The following is a 14,918-nucleotide window of genomic DNA, read 5'->3' on the forward strand; positions in this document are numbered from 1 at the left end:
CCGGCTTCAGCTGGCGGCAGGGGCCGCACCAGGTGGCCGTGAACATCACCAGGACCGGCGTCCCGGCGGCCAGGACGTCCGCCGCGAAGTCCGCGCGCTCGACGGGCACGGCCCGGGTCTCGACGACGGGCCGCTCCTCGTGGAGCGTCACCTCGTGCTCGGCCTCGGAGATCTCCGGGCCGGACATGGCCTCGCCGCGGTTGGCCTCGGTGATCGGCTCGCGCACCACGCGGACCTCTTCGCGGCGCAGCGGCACGGTCTCCTGGGCCTCCTCGGTGACCACGTACTTGCGCAGCCGGACGCGGCCGGTCTCGACCTCCTCGGTGCCGACGTGCAGCTGCTCCTCGGAGCGGGTCATCGCGTCGTCGGTCCCGCGGTCCCGCCACGCGGCCTCGGACTCCTCGCCCCGGAGGCCGCCGGTCCGGCCGGCCATGCCCGCGGCACCGGCGGTGCCCGCCATGCCGGCGGCGCCCGTCATGCCCGCGGTGCCCGTCGTGCCGGCGTCCATGCCGGTGCCGGTTCCGGTGCCGTGCGCCCAGCCGCCCTCACCGGGCTCGTTCGCCCGCTGCCAGGCGTCGTCCCAGGCGATGCCGTAGTACTCGTACAGGCGCTGCTCCTCGCTCGCGTCGAGGTGGCCGCCGCCGTCGACGTCGACATGCGGGGCGTCCTTGATCCGGTCCTTGGAGTAGGGCACCTCCAGGTGGTCCTGGACCACGGTGGCGTCCTTGATCGGCACGAAGGACTCGTGGGTGCCGAACAGGCCTGTCTTGACGGTGACCCACTCGGGACGGCCGGTGGCATCGTCGAGGAAGACATGCTTGGCGTCACCGACCTTCTTGCCCTCGGTGTCGTAGACGGGGTGATCCAGCACAGTGGGTATCTGTTCCTGGGCGATCATGCTCAACCCTCCAGGCGTTGGTGCGGACACCCGGCGACTAGCCAGGGAAAACAGGGCGGAAACGTGATGAACCCCATCGAATTGTTTTGATGGGTGACCGGTTGACCGTTGAATCGATGCTCGGCGGGGCCGGCGGGGCCGGCGGCTCAGAGGCGGAACGCCCCGGCGGGCGTCCAGTCGCCCAGGTACGCCCCCCGGACGGCGGAGGACGCCTGCGCGGGCGTCAGCTGCGGGCGGTTCTCCGGCACCGTGACGGCCGCGCCCCGACCCGTGTTGCGGTACTCCGCGAAGCGCTGCGCCTGCCACGGGTGGGCGTCCCGCATGTTCGCGTACGGCGCCACCGCGTCGATCCCCGCCCCCAGCACGGACTCCCGGACCACCAGCGACGGCCGGGCCGTGACGTCCGAACTCGGCACCCACGGCCGGGCCAGCTTGTAGTGGCCGTCCGGGGCCTCGCTGGTGATCCGGCAGCGGGAGGCGAGGAAGCCGTACGGGTTGGCGCGGGCCGTCGAGGGCGCGAAGACGAAGCCGTACGGGGGGCCGGCCAGGTCCGTGCGGACCAGCGTCCGGAAGTGGCAGTGCTCGAAGACGGCGGTGGCCCGCCCGAAGACGAAGTCGACGTCCCCCTCGACGTAGCAGTGCGCGAAGTACTGCCGGGCGAAGGCCGACAGGGACGTGGAGTCCGCGTAGAGGGTGTCCTGGTGGCCGAGGAACCGGCAGTGGAAGAACGCCGAACGGTCGCCCTGCGCCTTCAGCGCCACCGCCTGCGTGCCCGGGTTGCCCGGCAGGTCGGTGCGGAGGAAGTCGTTGGCGAAGGTGACGGCGTGGGCGGTGAAGTCCGCCGCCTGGAGGGTGACCGTCGCCGACCCCGAAGTGCCGTACGTGCCGGAGCCGTCCGGCTTCGGGGTGCCCGCCGCGTTGTCGTACACCACGACGACGTCCTTGGCGTCCCCGCTCGCCCCGAGCCACGTCATGCCGGACCGGGCGGCGGACACCGCGACCGTCTCCCGGTACGTGCCGGGAGCGAGCACCAGCGTCCAGCCGGTCCCGGAGGCCGCGTCCACCGCCGCCCGGACGGAGGTGTGGTCGCCGAGGCCGCCCGGGTGGACGTACAGCGTCTTCTCGGTCAGCCGCGCGGCGGGCGAGCCGTACCGGCCGAAGGGTCCGGCGGGGCGCTCCGACGCCACCGCGGGGGCGGCGGGCAGGGCGAGGGCGGCGAGGGCCGCGCCGGCGCCGGCGAGGAAGGCGCGGCGGCCGGGGGAGGTGCGGGGGTGGTGCGAGGGCATGCGGACGCTCCTTCGCTGAGCGGGAGTCGGGGAAAGGAGGGAGGACCGGGCCGGGGCGGGCGCGACGGGACGGGTGTGCCGCGCTCCGCCCCGGCCCGGCGAAGGGGGGCGCGGGTCAGCGCAGCCGGCCGGCGCCGGCGCGGTGGCCGACGAGGGCGGGCACGGCCCGCGGGTGGTCCACCCGGGTGCGCAGCACGGGCGTCCAGCCCGCGTCGCCGCGCAGCGTCTCCGCCGGGAACTGCTCGTTGTGGACGGCCAGCAGGTCCACCGGGCGCCCGTTGACGTAGTTGCCGGTGGTGGTGACCGGCGCGTCCTTCCACTTCTTCAGGATCTGCCCGGCGGGGATCTCCGGGGCCAGCGTGAAGGCGTTCTTCTCCGCGTACAGCTGCGACTCCTGGCCGATGCCCAGGCTGTACACGTAGGACGCGTCCGTCACCTTGTAATGGTTGTTGTACGCGTCGACCCGGCCGAAGCGGACCCGGGGCGCCCGCTCCACCACGTCGTCGAAGAGGTTGTGGTGGAGGGTGACGCGCAGCTTGCCGCGGTCGGTGGCGCCCGCGCTGTCGCTGTTGCCGATCATCAGCGTCTTGTCGTGGTCGGTGAAGACGTTCCACGAGACGGTGACGAGGTCCGCGCCGCGCACCACGTCGAGTTCGCCGTCGTGCTGCTGGTACACCTCGCCGTAGTACCTCGGCAGCGAACTGTCCGGGTACCGGCCGTCGGTGAAGGTGTTGTGGTCGATCCACACGTGGGTGGAGCCGTACACGACCAGGCTGTCGTACTCCGAGTTCCAGGCGCCGGTGGCGCCGTCCGTCGGGTCCCACTGCGGGAAGCAGTCGAGCGGGCTCTCCAGCGTCAGGTTGCGGATCACGACGTTGTCGACGCCGGTGACCTGGAGGCTGCCGCCGAGGAGCGTCGCGTCCCGGCCGACGCCGATCAGTGTGGTGTTGGCGGGCACCTTGACCTTGATCGCCTGGCCCTGGGCGGCGGCCGAGGCGGCGCGCAGGTCCTCCTGCGGGCCGCTGACCTCGTTCTCGTACCCCCACACGGCGGGGTCGTAGTCGGCGAGGTACCGCTGGAAGTCGTAGCCGGGGGCCTCGAAGGCGGCGCAGCCGTCCTCGGTGGCGTTCAGGGTGCCGGCGACCTTGACGATCCGGGGCTCGGTGCCGGGGACGGCGAGGGCGGCGCGCAGCTCGGCCCAGGTGGTGACGGTGAAGACGCGGGAGGCGTCGGCGGCGGCGCCGCCGGTGGTGCCGCCGCCGTCGGAGGCCCAGCCGTCGCCGGCGGGGAGGGCGGCGCGGGCCGGGTCGGCGGCGGGGCGGGGGCCGGAGTGGGCGCCGGCGGCGGGCGCGGTGACGGTGAGGACGAGGGCGGCGGCGGCCACCGCTCCCAGCTTCGTGCTTCTGTTCACGCGCGGTTCTCCTCAGGGGGCCGGGGTGGGTGCGGCGGGCCAGGTGATCCGGTCCGCCGGGAGGGCGTCGTCGAGCCGGCGGGTCTCGCGCGGGGCGAGGACCCGGGTGCGGAGCAGTTCGCGGGCCACGATCCGGGCCACCTCGATCGCGCCCGGGGGGTTGAAGTGGGTGTTGTCCTGCTCGGTGGCGGTCCAGTTGAAGTACGTCTTGGTGGCCTCGGGGCCGAGCCGCTGCCACAGGGCCAGCGACAGGGCCTCGACGTCCAGGAGCGGCACGTCGTGGGCGGCGGCCAGCTCCCGCGCCGCCGCCGGGTAGTCGCCGAGCGAGCGCTGGGCGGTGCCGGCGGCGTCGAAGCGGCGGCGCTCCACCGAGGTCGCGAGCACCGGCAGCGCGCCGCGGGCGCGGGCGGTGTCGATGAAGACCCGCAGGTTGTCCTGGTAGGAGCCCCAGGGGTCGGTGAAGCGGGTGGGGTCGGTGGTCTTCTGGTCGTTGTGGCCGAACTGGACGATCAGGACGTCCCCGGGGCGCAGGGCGTCCGCGATCGGTCCGAGCCGGCCCTCGTCGAGGAAGCTCTTGGTGGAGCGCCCGTTGACGGCGTGGTTGGCGACCGTCAGCCCGCGGTGGAGGAAGAGCGGCAGGGCCATGCCCCAGCCGGTCTCGGGCGCCGCGTCGGCGTACTTCTGCGCGGCGGTGGAGTCTCCGGCGAGGAAGAGGGTGCGGGGGCGGCGGGAGGAGGACGCCTCGGCGGCGTCCTCGGTGCGGGCGGCGGCCGGCCGGGCGGCCAGGGCGAGCACGAGCCCCGCCCCGGCCGCGACCGCCTCACGGCGGCCGATCCTCACTTCTTCTGCGACTTCCACTCGGCCTGGGCCTCGTTCAGCTGCTTCGCGAGGGAGTCGGCGAAGTCCTTCGCGGACATCGAACCCAGCAGCACCTTCTGGAAGTTGGCCTCGTTGTCGGCCTTGGAGATGGTGTTCCAGTCCGGCAGGTAGTACGGCAGCTGGACGATGGTCGCCTTGCCGCTGAAGAGGACCTCGGCGGCGAGCTTGGTCGGCTCGGCCTCCTGGAGCCACGGGTCCTGCGCCGCCTCGGTGTTGGCGGGGATGGCGCCGGCGGACTTGTTCCACTTGGAGTTGGACTCGTGGGAGGCCGCGAACTCGATGAACTTCCAGGCGGCGGCCTTGTTCTTGCTGGTGGAGAAGAGGCCGAGGCCGTCGACCGGGTTGGAGACCATCACGCGGGCGCCGTTGTCGAGCGTCGGGTTCGGTATGCCGCGGAACTTCTCGGTGCCCAGGGCCTTCACGTGGTCCTGGTAGGAGCCGAGGTTGTGGTTCAGCATGCCGATCTCGCCGCTGTCCCACTGGGCGACCATCTTGGTGAAGTCGTTGTTGACGTCGGCCGCCGGGGTGTTCTTCTTGAAGAGGCCGGCGTACTTCTCCAGCGCGGCCACGTTCTTCGGGTCGTTGACGGTGGTCCTGTCGCCCTCCCAGAAGGTCTGGATGCCGCTCTGGCCGTACATGGCGTCCAGGGCCTGGGCGATGGATCCGGCGCCGCCGCGGATGGTGTAGCCGAAGCGGTTCTTGTCCTTCTGGGTGAGCTTGTCGGCCGCCTCGTAGAACTTCGACCAGGTGCTCGGCTCCTCCAGGCCGGCCGCCTTGAACAGGTCGGTGCGGTAGTAGAGGACGCCGTTGCTCGCCGAGGTCGGGACGGTGAAGAGCTTGTCCTGACCGCCGGCGGCCTTGACGGACTCCAGCATGCCGGGGTTCAGCTTGCCGAAGAGGGAGCTGTTCGCGATCCGGTCGTCCAGCGGCTCCAGGGCGCCCTGCGCGGCGATCCCGGCGAGCATCGCCGCGCCGACGCCGCCGACGTCCGGCAGGGCGCCGCCCTGGATGGCGGTGTCGTACTTGGACTGCACCTCCTTGGAGGCGACGCCGACGTACTCGACGTCGATGTCCGGGTTCGCCTTCTCGAAGTCGGCGATGATCTCCTTCCAGACGTCGGTGCGGACACCGCCGTTGTTGTCCCAGAAGGTGATCTTGCCCTTGCCCGATCCCTCGGCGCCCTCGGCGCCGGCGCCGCCGCTGCCGTCGTCACCGCAGGCGGTGGCGGTCAGCGCGAGGACACCGGACAGGGCGAGGGCGAGGGCGGCTCTGCGCCGGCCGGGGAAGATGGTCATCGTCGGCTCTCTTCTCTCGGGGTGGTACGGGGGGATGGGGGTGGAGCGTGGGGGAGTGCGGGCCCGCCGGGGTGCGGCGGGCGGTGGCGGCGGCCGGTCTCAGGCCGTGGTGCGGAAGTCGGTGAACACGCCCGTCCCGGCGTGCCCCTCGCCCTCGGGCGCGGCGGCGAACAGACCGAGCAGGGCGCCCACCCACCGCCAGGGGGTGGCCGCGAACTCGGGGCCGAGCCGGACGGGTCCCGCGCCGGTGTCGTAGGAGAAGCGGCAGCGGGCGTCGGCGGTGACCTCGATCCGCAGCAGCGCCTCGGCGGCGCCGAGCGGTACGGCCCGGTCCGCGTCCCGCTCCCGGTCGGCGTTGCCCGGCGCGAAGCGGTGGACGAGGAGCGCGCCGCCGTCGGCGGCCCGTTCCAGCCCGATCCAGGCGTACGCGTCGCCGAGCACGACCAGTCCGGCGCGGGCCCCGGGGGCTCCGGCATCCAGCCGCAGCCGGACCTCGACCGTCCGTGCCCCGGCGGGCAGCCGCTGCGTCAGCACGTGCGGCACCGACCGCAGGTCCTCGGCCCGGTCCGTGCGGACGCAGGCGAGCCGCAGCCCGTCCCCGTCGTGCGGACGCGTCCAGTCCGTCCCGGGGTTGGCGGTCCAGGACCACTGCGGCCCGAAGGCGCCGCCGGGGAAGGCGTCGTCCACGGCCGGCCGGGCCGCCGGTGCCTCGGGCAGGGCGGGCTTGCGGTGGACGCGGACGGGGGAGCCGCCGTCGCCCAGGACCGGCCAGCCGTCCGCGTCCCAGCGCATCGGCTGGAGGTGGACGAGCCGGCCGTGCGCGCCGGTCTGCTGGAAGTGCAGGAACCAGTCCTCGCCGGCGCCGGTGCGCACCCAGCCGCCCTGGTGGGGGCCGTTGACGTCGGTGTCGCCCTGGGAGAGGACGATCCGCTCCTCGTACGGGCCGAAGAAGGAGTCGGCGCGGAAGGCGCCCTGCCAGCCGGTGGCGACGCCGCCGGCCGGGGCGAGGATCCAGAACCGGCCGTCGTGCCGGTACAGCTTGGGGCCCTCCAGGGTGAACCAGCCGGGGATCAGGTCGGCGTCGATCAGCGTCGTGCCCTCGTCGAGGACCTTGGTGCCGTCCGGGCTCATCCGGTGCCCGGTGAGCCGGTTGTTGAAGCCGGCGCGGGACTTCGCCCAGCCGTGCACCAGGTACGCCTCGCCGCTCTCCGCGTCCCACAGCGGGCAGGCGTCGATCAGTCCCCGGCCCTCCTTCACCAGGTGCGGACGGGTCCAAGGCCCTTCGATCTCGGGAGAGTTGACCTGGAAGATCCCGTGGTCGGGGTCGCCCCAGAAGATCCAGAACCGGCCGTCGTGGTGGCGGAGGGAGGGCGCCCACACGCCGCGGTCGTGCCGGGGCCGGCTGAACGCCTCCTCCGGTTCGAGCCGTTCGAGGGCGTGCCCGGCGAGCGTCCAGTTGACCAGGTCGCGGGAGCGCAGCAGCGGCAGGCCGGGGGCGCGGCCGAAGCTGGAGGCGGTGAGGTAGAAGTCCTCGCCGACCCGGACCACGTCCGGGTCCGACCAGTCCGCCGCCAGGACCGGGTTGCGGTACGTACCGTCCCCCAGGTCGCCGGTGACCGCCGGGACCACCGGGCCGGGGGTCACGAGGTCACCGCCTTGCGCACCAGGGCCGCGGCCCCGTCCCGGTCGAGCCGCCCGTCGGCGACCACCGTCACCACGCGGCGCACGAAGGTCCCGCCGGCCGGGACCGCGAGCCGTTCGTCGTGCGCGAGGGAGGAGCCGACGCCCGGGTACTCGGCGGCCCGCACGAACCACGGGTCGCGCCGGGTGGTCTCCGTCGCCCCGGCGAAGACCAGCGTCCAGCCGTCGCCGCACATCGCCACCCAGTCGGCGCGGGCGCCGTGCACGGCCTCCTCGCCGTCCGCCCCGGAGCCGTCCGGGCCGGGACCGAACACCGCCGGCGCGGCGGCCTCCCTGGGCGCGCGCCAGAAGAAGCCGCCGTAGGCGGCGCCCGGGCGCCCGTTGGTGGCCGGGCTGCCGATCGACAGGTCGCGGCCGGAGACGTTGGCGACGGAGAAGGTCAGGTCGAGCGCCCACGCCGTGTCGGTGAGGGGGACCGCGGCGACCGTGCGGTGCTCGGCGAGCAGCCGCTCCCCGCCGGCGGTCCAGCTCAGCTCCTCGACGAAGCCGTCCGGGTCGCACAGCTTGAAGCCGTCGTGCCGCTGGACGCCGTGGTTGTCGAGCTCGACCGGGCCGCGGCCGCGGACGAAGGTCCGTCCGCCCCAGAAGTTGTGCCCCGCGACGTCCGGGACGGCGACGGAGACGCCCAGGTGGTGGACGTGGTCCTCGGGCAGCACCTCGGTGACGGCCCGGCCGGCGAGCGTGGTCACCGGGTGGAGGTAGGGGCGGGGGGAGTGGTCGGGGGCCAGTGCCGGGCGGGTCATGCAGTGGGCGACCGCGCGCCCCGCGGCCCGCAGCACGGTGGTCGCGCCGGTGCCGGTCACCGGAGCCCCGCCGGGGCCGGCGACGCCCACGGGGCGCCGAGTTCGGAGTAGAGCCGCAGCTGCTCGGCGCTCGCGTCCACCAGCGCCTCCACGCCCTCCACGACCCGCCGGGGGGCGCTCTCGCCGGGTTCGGCGCGCCAGTGGGCGGCGGGCAGCGGCAGCGGGTCGGGCGCGGTGCGGACCGCCTCGACGACCCGCATGAAGGCGCCCGTCGCGTCCGGCGGCACCAGGAGCGGGGTGGCGCCGGTGACGTGCGCGACCAGGTTCTCCAGGAGGTCGGTGCGTCCGTACACGGTCTCCTCGGGGCCGTGGCCGGCCCGCTGGAGCAGGACCCGGTCCTCGCGGTACCAGAAGGTGATCCGGCCGCGGGTGCCGTGCACGACCACGTACGGCTCGCCGGTGCGCTCCGCGCAGAGCGTCGCGGCCACGGTGACCGGGAAGCCGGCGGTGGTGGTGACGCGGACGGCGGAGGTGTCGTCGGACTCGATGGCGTGGGCGTGGAACAGCTCGGTCTCGATGCCGGCCACGTCCTCGGCGAGGGTGGTCCCGGCGAGCGCGAGGGCGGTGGCGACGGCGTGGGCGAGCGGGTTGGTCAGCGCCCCGTCGACGACGTCGAGGCCGTCGAGCCGGCGCCGGCCGGCCCACGGCGCGCGCCGGAAGTACGCCTCGTCGCGGACCCAGGCGCCGGCCGCGCCGACCCCCCGGACCTCGCCGATCGCGCCCTGGGCGATCAGCTCCCGGACGGCGGGGACGGCGTGCGAGCCGAGCGACTGGAAGCCGATCTGGCAGGCGGCGCCGGCCGCCGCGACCCCGTCGGCCATCCGGCGGAACTCCGCGTACGACGGGGCCGGCGGCTTCTCCAGGAGGATGTCGGCGCCGTGCCGGGCGGCGGCCAGGGTCATGTCGGTGTGGGTCTGGATCGGGGTGCTGAGCACCGCGAGCCGGGCGCCGGTGGCGGCGAGCAGGGCCTCGAAGTCGTCGGACTGGGCGGGGGCGCCGAGTCCGTCGAGCTCGGCCGCGTCGAGCGGGCGCAGCTCGCAGACGCCGGCGAGGCGGACCAGGCCGAGCCGCTCCAGGCGGTGGATGTTGAGGAGGTGGCTGCGGCCGTGGCCGCGGGCGCCCGCGAGGACGACGGGCAGGGGTTCACGTACGGGCATGGGGTTCATCCCTTCACCGCCCCGGCGCTGAAGCCGGTGACGAGCCACTTCTGGATGAAGGCGAAGACGATCACGACGGGGACGGCGGCGATGACGCCGCCCGCGGCGAGCGCGCCGAGGTCGACGCTGTCGGCGCCCATGAGGGTGTTGAGGCCGACCGGGATGGTCTGCTTGCTCTGGCTGCTGAGGAACATCAGGGCGAAGAGGAAGTGGTTCCAGGCGTGGACGAAGGCGAAGGAGCCGACGGCGACCAGGCCGGGCCGCAGCAGCGGCAGCACGACGATCAGGAAGGCGCGGAAGCGTGAGCAGCCGTCGACCCAGGCGGCCTCCTCCAGGGAGGGCGGCACGTTCCGGATGAAGCCGCTGATGAGGATCATCGACAGCGGCAGCTGGAAGACGGTCTCGGCGAGGATGACGCTGCCCAGCGAGTTGATCATCCGCAGTTCGGCGAAGATCTGGAAGAGCGGGACGAGGAGCAGCGCGCCCGGCACGAACTGGGAACAGAGCAGGGCCAGCATGAAGCCCTTCTTGAACCGGAAGTCGAAGCGGGCGAGGGCGTATCCGCCGGCCAGCGCGACCAGCGTGGTGCTGAGCAGCACCGCGACGCCGATCAGGAGGCTGTTCTGGAAGAAGGTCCCGAAGCTGCGCTCCGTCCACACCTTCTCGAAGTGCGCGGTCGTCATCGGCCAGGGCAGCAGCGAGGTCGATCCGGCCGGGCGGACGGCGAAGAGGAGGATCCAGTAGAAGGGGACCAGGGTGAAGACGAGGTAGACGCCGAGCGGCAGGTAGATCTGCCAGCGGGGGACCTCGTCCCAGGCCCGGTGCCGCCTGCGGGCGGTGGCGGGCGGGGTGCCCTCCGGCGGGCCGGCCGGGGGCGCGGCCCCGTCGGCGGGCGCGGTGCGGGTGCGGGTGGCTGCGGCGGTCACTTGCTGTCGCCTCCGAACTTGCTCAGGCGCAGATAGACGATCGAGCAGAAGAGAAGGATCACGAACGCCACCGTGGTGAGGGCGGAGGCGTATCCGAAGTCGTGGGCGTCGACGCTGGTCTCGGCGATGTACAGGGGCAGGGTGGTGGTGACGCCCGCGGGTCCGCCGCCGGTCAGGGTGTAGAGCAGGTCGACGTTGTTGAACTCCCACACCGCGCGCAGCAGCGTGGAGAGCACGATCGCGTCCCGGATGTGCGGGAGCGTGATGTGGAAGAACTGCCGCAGCCGGCCCGCCCCGTCGACCTCGGCGGCCTCGTACAGGTCGCCCGGGATCGACTGGAGGTCGGCGAGGATGAGGATGGCGAAGAAGGGCACGCCGCGCCAGAGGTCGGCGACGATCGCCGCCCAGAAGACGGTGCCGGTGTCGGAGAGCAGCGAGGTGCCGTACTCGCCGATGCCGAGGTCCGCCAGGTAGCGGGTGATGCCGGTCTGGGAGTTGTAGAGCAGCACCCAGATCGCCGAGGTGAGCACGCCGGAGACGGCCCACGGCGAGAAGACCAGGGCCCGGCCGATCGCCCGGCCGACGAAGGTCTGGTTGACGATGAGGGCGAGCGCGAGCCCGAAGAGGAGCTGGAGCGTCACCTCCACCACGACCCACTTGAGGCTGAAGGAGAGCGTGCCCCAGAAGTGCGGGTCGGCGGTGAAGATCTCGGTGAAGTTGTCCAGGCCGGCGAAGCCGTTCCGCCAGGGCTTGGTGGGGTTGTAGTGCTGGAGGCTGTAGTAGAAGACGCTCAGCACGGGGTAGGCGATGAAGCCCAGCATCAGCAGGCCGGCGGGGGCGATCAGCAGGTACGGCAGCCGGCGGGGGGTCGCTCCCGTGCGGCGGCGCCCCCGTGCCGTGGCGGCTCGGGGCGGTTTGGTCACAGCTGTGGCCATGACGGCGGCTCCGTTCTCGGGCGGGCGGTGCGGCGTCCAGAAAGCGCTTTCTATCAGAGGTGAAGCGCTTCGCGAACGGCGTTCGAGATGTCGGACAAGAGGGGCGGTGGCGGGCGGGGCGGGGCGCTCAGCCCGCGTACGGATCGGGGGTCGTCCCCGGCCTGGCCAGGAACTCGAAGTCGCAGCCGGTGTCGGCCTGGGAGATCTGCTCCATGTACAGCGCGCCGTAGCCGCGCTCGTACCGGGCCGGCGGCGGGGTCCACGCGGCCCGGCGGCGCTCCAGCTCCTCGTCCGTGACGTGCAGGTGCAGGGAGCGGGCCGGGACGTCGAGGGTGATCGTATCGCCCGTGCGGACCAGGGCAAGGGGTCCGCCGACATGTGATTCCGGCGCCACGTGCAGCACGCACGCCCCGTAACTCGTCCCGCTCATCCGGGCGTCCGAGACGCGCACCATGTCCCGCACGCCCTGCTCCAGGAGGTACTTCGGGATCGGCAGCATGCCGTACTCCGGCATGCCGGGACCGCCCTTGGGGCCCGCGCCGCGCAGCACCAGCACGTGGTCGGCGGTGATGCCGAGCGCCGGGTCGTCGATGGTCCGCTGCATCGTCCGGTAGTCGTCGAAGACGACGGCCGGACCGGTGTGCTTCAGGAACCGCTGCTCCATGGCGACGTGCTTGATGACCGCCCCGTCGGGACAGAGGTTGCCCCGCAGCACCGCGAGTCCGCCCTCGGCCGCCAGCGGCTTCTCCCGCTCCCGGATCACGTCGTCGTCGTGGACGAGCGCCCCGTCGAGCTGTTCGCGCAGGGTGGCGTGGGAGACGGTCGGCCGGTCCAGGTGGAGCACGTCGGCGATCCGGGACAGGAAGCCGGGCATCCCGCCGGCGAAGTGGAAGTCCTCCATGAGGTGTTCCCCGCCGGGCCGCAGGTTCGCGAGCACCGGCACCGTCCGCGCGATCCGGTCGAAGTCGTCGAGCGTCAGCCCCACCCCCGACCGCCCGGCCATCGCGATCAGGTGGATCACCGCGTTGGTCGAGCCGCCGAGCGCCAGGACGGCGGCGACCGCGTCCTCGTACGCCTCCCGGGTCAGCAGCCGCGACAGCCTGAGGTCCCGGCGGACCAGCTCCACGATCCGCATCCCCGACGCGGCGGCCATCCGGTCGTGCCCCGAGTCGACCGCCGGCACCGAGGAGGCGCCCGGCACGGTCACGCCCAGCGTCTCGGCGGCGGCCGTCAGGGTGGACGCCGTCCCCATCGTCATGCAGTGGCCGGGGGAGCGGGCGAGCCCGTTCTCCAGCTCGGCCATCTCGCAGTCGCCGATGGTGCCGGCCCGCCGCTCGTCCCAGTACTTCCACATGTCCGTGCCGGAGCCGAGGGTCTCGCCCCGCCAGTGCCCCGGCAGCATCGGACCGGCCGGCACGAAGACCGTCGGCAGGTCCACCGAGGCCGCGCCCATCAGCAGCGCCGGCGTCGTCTTGTCGCAGCCGCCCATCAGCACCGCCCCGTCCACCGGGTACGAGCGCAGCAGCTCCTCCGTCTCCAGGGCGAGGAGGTTGCGGTAGAGCATCGGCGTCGGCTTCTGGAAGGTCTCCGACAGCGTGGACACCGGGAACTCCAGCGGGAAGCCGCCCGCCTGCCACACCCCCCGCTTCACGGCCTGCGCCCGGTCGCGCAGGTGCACGTGGCAGGGGTTGATGTCCGACCAGGTGTTGAGGATCGCGATCACCGGCTTGCCGAGGTGCTCCTCGGGCAGGTAGCCGAGCTGGCGGGTCCGGGCCCGGTGGCTGAAGGACCGCAGCCCGTCGGTGCCGTACCACTGGTGGCTGCGCAGCTCGTGGGGCCGCACCTCGCGGTCGCCGGCCGCCCGCTCCTCTGCGCGGTCGTGCGGGGCGCCCGTCATATCGGCCACCCGCCGGCGATCGCCGCGACCTCGGCCCGCTCGTCCTCCGGGAGCTCCCGGCTCGGCGGCCGGACGTCCCGGCGGCACAGCCCGAGCGAGGCCAGCGCCTCCTTCACCACCGTCACGTTGTCCGCGCTGCCGTTGGCGGCGCGCAGCTCCTCGAAGCGGCGGATCCGCTCCCACACCTTCATCGCGGTCCCGTGGTCGCCCGCCCGCAGCGCCCGGAGCATCTCCAGGGAGAGCGCGGGGGAGACGTTGACGAGCCCCGAGGTGAAGCCGGTCGCGCCGGCCGAGAAGTACGAGGGGGCGTACGGCTCCGCGAGCCCGGCCACCCACACGAAGCGGTCGAGGCCCGCGTCCCGGGCGAAGCCGGCGAACCGCGCCGCGTCCGGCACCGCGTACTTGACGCCGACCACGTTCGGGCAGGCGGCGCCCAGTTCGGCCAGGCGCGCCCCGGCGAGGAGCGGGTTGCGGATGTAGGGGACGACGCCCAGCTCCGGCACCGCCTCGGCGATGGCCCGGTGGTAGTCGACCCAGCCGCTCTCGGAGACGTACGGGTGCACCGGCTGGTGGACCATCACCATGTGCGCCCCGGTGTCCCGGGCGTGCCGGGCCGCCTCGACCGCCGTCGGCACGTCGTGGCCGACGCCGACCAGGACCGTGGCGCGGCCGGCCGCCTCCGCGACCGTCGCCTCGGTGAGGGAGCGGCGCTCCTCGGGGGTCAGGGCGTAGAACTCGCCCGTGTTGCCGTTGGGGGTGAGGGTGCGCACCCCGCCGTCGAGCAGCCGGCGCAGCAGCGTCCGGTGGGCGGCGGAGTCCACCCGGCCGTCCTCGGCGAACGGCGTGACCGGGATGGCCACGACGTCGGCGAGGGCGGCCCGAAGGGTCTCGAATTCCATGGTTACTCGCTGTCCGCAGGGAAGGAGCCCGCGGCGGGCTCCGGATGGTTCTCGGGGAAGGCGCGCTCGACGAACGAGGCGATGTGGTCGTGGACCGCCCGGCGCGCGCCGTCGGCGTCGCCGGCGGCGGCGAGCCGCAGGATCTCGGCGTGCTCGGCCGCCTCCCGGTCCCAGGACGGGACGGCGGCCCAGGCGACCGTGGAGACGAGCGCGGCCTGGTCGCGCACCTCGTCGAGCATCCGCCCGAGCAGCGGGTTGCCGCAGGGGAGGTAGAGCGCGCGGTGGAAGGCCCGGTTGGCCAGGGAGCGTTCGGCCGGGTCCTCGGCGGCCGCGGCCCGGGCGAGCGCCTCGTGGGCGGCGTCGAGCGGGGCGCCCGAGGCGACCGCCCGGCGGACCGCCTCCGGCTCCAGGAGGAGGCGGACGTCGTACACGGCCCTGGCCATGTCCGCGTCCACCATCCGCACGGTGACGCCCTTGTACTGGCTCATGACGACGAGCCCGCTGCCCGCGAGGGTCTTCAGCGCCTCGCGCACCGGGGTCTTGGACACCCCGAAGCGCGCGGCGAGTTCGGCCTCCACCAGGGCCTGCCCGGGTCTGAGCCCCCCGGTGAGGATGTCGTGCTTGATCGCCTCCAGGACGTACTGGGTCCGGGAGGGGATGGGGCTGGGGGCATAGGGCATGGAGCACTCTCAGATCTCGTGTATGACGTCTCATATATGACGTACGAAGTGCAACGGCCATGAAGCTAAGGGGACGCCGATGTTTCGTCAATGCTTCGCGCAGCGTTGGGGGAAAGCGTTTTCTACCCGTCACCCCGGACGGCTCCGGGAG

At 73.5% G+C, this 14,918-nt stretch carries 11 protein-coding genes and 2 pseudogenes; all 13 read right to left on the minus strand.

The features are described 5' to 3' along the window. A partial coding sequence (locus AB0E83_RS27640; RefSeq protein WP_362117440.1) for a DUF2382 domain-containing protein occupies positions 1 to 898 on the minus strand: 898 nt, incomplete at its 3' end. 146 nt (positions 899 to 1,044) lie between these two features. Beyond that, complete coding sequence (locus AB0E83_RS27645; protein ID WP_362117443.1) at positions 1,045 to 2,184, minus strand: pectinesterase family protein; 1,140 nt, start codon at positions 2,182 to 2,184, stop codon at positions 1,045 to 1,047. A 115-nt stretch (positions 2,185 to 2,299) separates the two neighbouring features. Next, complete coding sequence (locus AB0E83_RS27650) at positions 2,300 to 3,595, minus strand: polysaccharide lyase family 1 protein (protein WP_362117446.1); 1,296 nt, start codon at positions 3,593 to 3,595, stop codon at positions 2,300 to 2,302. Positions 3,596 to 3,607: 12 nt separating this feature from the next. After that, positions 3,608 to 4,435: a rhamnogalacturonan acetylesterase gene (locus AB0E83_RS27655; protein WP_362117449.1), complete on the minus strand. Its 828-nt coding sequence runs from the start codon at positions 4,433 to 4,435 to the stop codon at positions 3,608 to 3,610. Beyond that, positions 4,432 to 5,769, minus strand: coding sequence for a sugar ABC transporter substrate-binding protein (locus tag AB0E83_RS27660; protein ID WP_362117451.1), 1,338 nt, complete (start codon positions 5,767 to 5,769; stop codon positions 4,432 to 4,434). Before AB0E83_RS27660 ends, AB0E83_RS27655 begins: the two co-directional genes overlap by 4 nt. Positions 5,770 to 5,868: 99 nt before the next feature. After that, the gene (locus AB0E83_RS27665; RefSeq protein WP_362117454.1) at positions 5,869 to 7,413 is read right to left on the minus strand and encodes a family 43 glycosylhydrolase; all 1,545 of its coding nucleotides are present in this window, start codon (positions 7,411 to 7,413) and stop codon (positions 5,869 to 5,871) included. After that, positions 7,410 to 8,273, minus strand: coding sequence for a PmoA family protein (locus AB0E83_RS27670; RefSeq protein ID WP_362117457.1), 864 nt, complete (start codon positions 8,271 to 8,273; stop codon positions 7,410 to 7,412). Before AB0E83_RS27670 ends, AB0E83_RS27665 begins: the two co-directional genes overlap by 4 nt. Then, positions 8,270 to 9,430 carry a Gfo/Idh/MocA family oxidoreductase gene (locus AB0E83_RS27675; RefSeq protein WP_362117460.1) on the minus strand — a complete coding sequence of 387 codons (1,161 nt, stop codon included), beginning with the start codon at positions 9,428 to 9,430 and terminating at the stop codon, positions 8,270 to 8,272. The genes AB0E83_RS27670 and AB0E83_RS27675 overlap by 4 nt, the downstream gene beginning before the upstream one ends. Before the next feature lie 5 nt (positions 9,431 to 9,435). Then, positions 9,436 to 10,251: pseudogene (locus AB0E83_RS27680) on the minus strand (carbohydrate ABC transporter permease); the annotation flags it as partial. A 101-nt stretch (positions 10,252 to 10,352) separates the two neighbouring features. Further along, entirely contained in the window at positions 10,353 to 11,291 is a 939-nt protein-coding gene (locus AB0E83_RS27685) for a sugar ABC transporter permease (protein ID WP_362117463.1), read from the minus strand. A 127-nt stretch (positions 11,292 to 11,418) separates the two neighbouring features. Further along, positions 11,419 to 13,188 carry an L-arabinonate dehydratase gene (gene araD, locus AB0E83_RS27690; protein ID WP_362117466.1) on the minus strand — a complete coding sequence of 590 codons (1,770 nt, stop codon included), beginning with the start codon at positions 13,186 to 13,188 and terminating at the stop codon, positions 11,419 to 11,421. Continuing rightward, a pseudogene (locus AB0E83_RS27695) lies at positions 13,185 to 14,090 on the minus strand (dihydrodipicolinate synthase family protein); the annotation flags it as partial. The pseudogene AB0E83_RS27695 and the gene araD, both read right to left, overlap by 4 nt. Beyond that, a complete protein-coding gene (locus AB0E83_RS27700; protein ID WP_362117468.1) occupies positions 14,090 to 14,767 on the minus strand; it encodes a GntR family transcriptional regulator in 678 nt (225 codons plus the stop codon). The pseudogene AB0E83_RS27695 and the gene AB0E83_RS27700, both read right to left, overlap by 1 nt. Positions 14,768 to 14,918 lie beyond the last annotated feature (151 nt).

It is taken from the genome of Streptomyces sp. NPDC035033 (genome assembly GCF_040636735.1).
Lineage (GTDB): Bacteria > Actinomycetota > Actinomycetes > Streptomycetales > Streptomycetaceae > Streptomyces.

Bases quoted from the DNA above. Each gene is read 5' to 3' on its own strand.
- AB0E83_RS27660 (WP_362117451.1), bottom strand. From the start codon at position 5,769: ATGACCATCTTCCCCGGCCGGCGCAGAGCCGCCCTCGCCCTCGCCCTG.
- araD (WP_362117466.1), bottom strand. From the start codon at position 13,188: ATGACGGGCGCCCCGCACGACCGCGCAGAGGAGCGGGCGGCCGGCGAC.
- AB0E83_RS27700 (WP_362117468.1), bottom strand. From the start codon at position 14,767: ATGCCCTATGCCCCCAGCCCCATCCCCTCCCGGACCCAGTACGTCCTG.
- AB0E83_RS27675 (WP_362117460.1), bottom strand. From the start codon at position 9,430: ATGCCCGTACGTGAACCCCTGCCCGTCGTCCTCGCGGGCGCCCGCGGC.
- AB0E83_RS27645 (WP_362117443.1), bottom strand. From the start codon at position 2,184: ATGCCCTCGCACCACCCCCGCACCTCCCCCGGCCGCCGCGCCTTCCTC.
- AB0E83_RS27685 (WP_362117463.1), bottom strand. From the start codon at position 11,291: ATGGCCACAGCTGTGACCAAACCGCCCCGAGCCGCCACGGCACGGGGG.